Annotated in this window: 5 protein-coding genes; all 5 read left to right on the top strand. The window is 57.7% G+C overall.

Annotation, left to right across the window (positions count from 1 at the left end):
- Positions 1 to 90, top strand: a 90-nt coding sequence (locus EN857_RS33185) for a DUF269 domain-containing protein (protein ID WP_135859701.1), incomplete at its 5' end; no start/stop codon positions are given.
- Positions 91 to 136: 46 nt separating this feature from the next.
- Positions 137 to 340, top strand: a complete 204-nt coding sequence (locus EN857_RS33180) for a CCE_0567 family metalloprotein (RefSeq protein ID WP_029356497.1) — start codon at positions 137 to 139, stop codon at positions 338 to 340.
- Positions 337 to 654, top strand: coding sequence for a ferredoxin III, nif-specific (gene fdxB, locus EN857_RS33175; RefSeq protein WP_189521685.1), 318 nt, complete (start codon positions 337 to 339; stop codon positions 652 to 654). The genes EN857_RS33180 and fdxB overlap by 4 nt, the downstream gene beginning before the upstream one ends.
- Complete coding sequence (locus EN857_RS36405) at positions 560 to 925, top strand: exopolysaccharide production repressor protein (protein WP_348630800.1); 366 nt, start codon at positions 560 to 562, stop codon at positions 923 to 925. Before fdxB ends, EN857_RS36405 begins: the two co-directional genes overlap by 95 nt.
- 407 nt (positions 926 to 1,332) lie before the next feature.
- Positions 1,333 to 2,240: 1-aminocyclopropane-1-carboxylate deaminase (locus EN857_RS33165; protein WP_135859700.1), on the top strand; the 908-nt coding region annotated here is incomplete at its 3' end.

Here is a 2,240-nt window from a genome sequence, read left to right as displayed (position 1 = left end):
GTCCACCGGTTCGGCTTCGAGACTTTCCGCAAACTGGCTGAGGCCGGTACGAAACTGGTCGACGATGCGACTGCAGCCATTGAAGCCTAGCCCGAGATGGCGCGCATCAAGAAAACCATTGTTCCAGGAAGGATCTATGTCAGACCTAGATAAGATGAGGAAGAAAGTCCGAAAGCTCCAGTTGCGTGCAGCTATTGCCAAGATGGCATTGCAGGACCTTGTCGAGGGTCTGCCGGGCAAGTGGGCCGACATACAGGAAGTCGCCGAGAAAACCCACGCCGTTTATGCCGAGTTGGATGTTGCCAAGAGAGAACTCGCTTCAATGAAGAATTTAGGATGATGCGCACATTCACCACCCGTGACGGCTCCATTTGGATGCCGTCGTACCTGACCTTCATCGATAGCAAGACCTGCATCGGCTGCGGCCGTTGTTTCAAGGTCTGCTCGCGCGATGTCATGCATCTTCACGGTGTCAATGACGCGGGTGAAATCCTCGGCCCCTGCGATGACGAAGACGACGATTTCGACGGCGAGCTCAATCGCATGATCATGGTTGTCGATGATGCCGGCCGCTGCATCGGCTGCGGAGCCTGCGGCCGCGTCTGCCCCAAGAACTGCCAGACGCATGTTGCGGCCGACGAGCTCGCAACATGATCTGGCGAAAAAACCAGGGGAACGGCGTGCACTTCATATCTTTTGTCGGCTCGTAGGGCTGGTCCTGTGCAGCAATGCGTCGATGGTTTACTTCGCTTTGGATTCGCTCCGTCTGGCAGTCGTCACGACGCTGGCCTGTTCGCTGCTGCTTCAGGCCTGCTATTTCGGCCGCCTACTCTTTCTGATCCGGCAGTCTAGCCGCGCTCGTGGAACTCGCCACAGGGGCCAGCATGCCGATAGTTCCAGGAAAGCTCGGGTATCAGTCGTCTGAACTCTGATCAGCTGCGGAATGAAATTTCAGCTGTGTCCGAGCTAAGTCAATTACCCAGCATGTGCTGCTGCTTTGACGCGCGAATGACATGATCAGTGCTCAGGCCCACACCACTTTTGGTAACCCTCTGATCACTGAGCTGATCGATATAGGGGATCTGTATTTGGCAGTGGGACGCGACCACATTCGGTTTGTCCTTAGGCCAAGGAGATGCGGGTGTTGGGTCGATTAGGCACATAAGAGTCATCACGGCACGCCGGATGAGAGCTGCTTCGTCGCGATGAACAGCTCGGCGCATAAGGATGAAGCTCTTCTGCACCGTCTCCAAATGGGGCTGGCTTCGAGACTCACAACCCTTGGGCTCATCGGAGCGTAGCTGGCTCAGGTAACTTCTTGCTGGAGAGAGCATGCTGGAAAAATTCGAACGTTATCCGCTCACCTTTGGGCCCACGCCGATCGAGAGGCTCGACCGCCTCGGCAAGCATCTGGGCGACAAGGTGGAAATCTACGCCAAACGCGAGGACTGCAACTCTGGTCTCGCGCTCGGCGGAAACAAGCTGCGCAAGCTCGAGTACATTGTGCCCGACGCGATCGCGTCAGATGCCGATACGCTCGTCACAATCGGTGGCGTGCAGTCCAACCATACGCGCATGGTCGCTGCGGTCGCCGCCAAGATCGGCATGAAATGCTTCCTGGTCCAGGAGAGCTGGGTCCCACATGATGATGCCGTCTACGACCGGGTCGGCAATATCCTCTTGAGCCGCATCATGGGGGCAGAGGTGCGCCTGGTTGACGAGGGCTTTGACATCGGCATCCGCCGCAGCTGGGAAAAGGCACTTTATGAGGTCAAGGCAAGGGGAGGACGGCCCTATGCGATACCGGCCGGCGCCTCTGTCCACAAATACGGCGGCCTGGGCTATGTGGGGTTCGCTGAGGAGGTACGCGCCCAGGAAAAGCAGCTTGGGTTTGCCTTCGACTACATCGTCGTCTGTACGGTGACTGGTTCAACCCACGGCGGCATGCTCGTCGGGTTCGCCAAGGACGGTCGACAGCGCAACGTGATCGGTATCGATGCCTCCGCCATGCCCGCCAAGACCAAGGCGCAGGTGCTTGGCATCGCCCGAAATACAGCGAAGCTCGTCCACCTCGGAGCGGAAATTGTCGAGGCAGACGTGGTGTTGTTCAAGGACTACGCGTACCCGGGTTATGGCGTTCCATCGGAGGAAACCAAAGAGGCAATCCGTCTGTGCGCGCGGCTCGAGGGCATGATTACCGATCCCGTTTACGAGGGCAAATCGATGCAAGGGATGATCGA

Origin of the sequence: Mesorhizobium sp. M4B.F.Ca.ET.214.01.1.1 (assembly GCF_004791545.1) — a bacterium.
Taxonomy (GTDB): Bacteria; Pseudomonadota; Alphaproteobacteria; order Rhizobiales; family Rhizobiaceae; genus Mesorhizobium; species Mesorhizobium abyssinicae.
The sequence above is the reverse complement of the archived record's forward strand: the minus strand, read 5'-3'. Positions and strand labels throughout refer to the sequence as shown.

Coding starts and splice junctions, on each gene's coding strand:
- fdxB (WP_189521685.1), top strand. CDS start 337: ATGATGCGCACATTCACCACCCGTGACGGCTCCATTTGGATGCCGTCG.
- EN857_RS36405 (WP_348630800.1), top strand. CDS start 560: ATGATGCCGGCCGCTGCATCGGCTGCGGAGCCTGCGGCCGCGTCTGCC.
- EN857_RS33180 (WP_029356497.1), top strand. CDS start 137: ATGTCAGACCTAGATAAGATGAGGAAGAAAGTCCGAAAGCTCCAGTTG.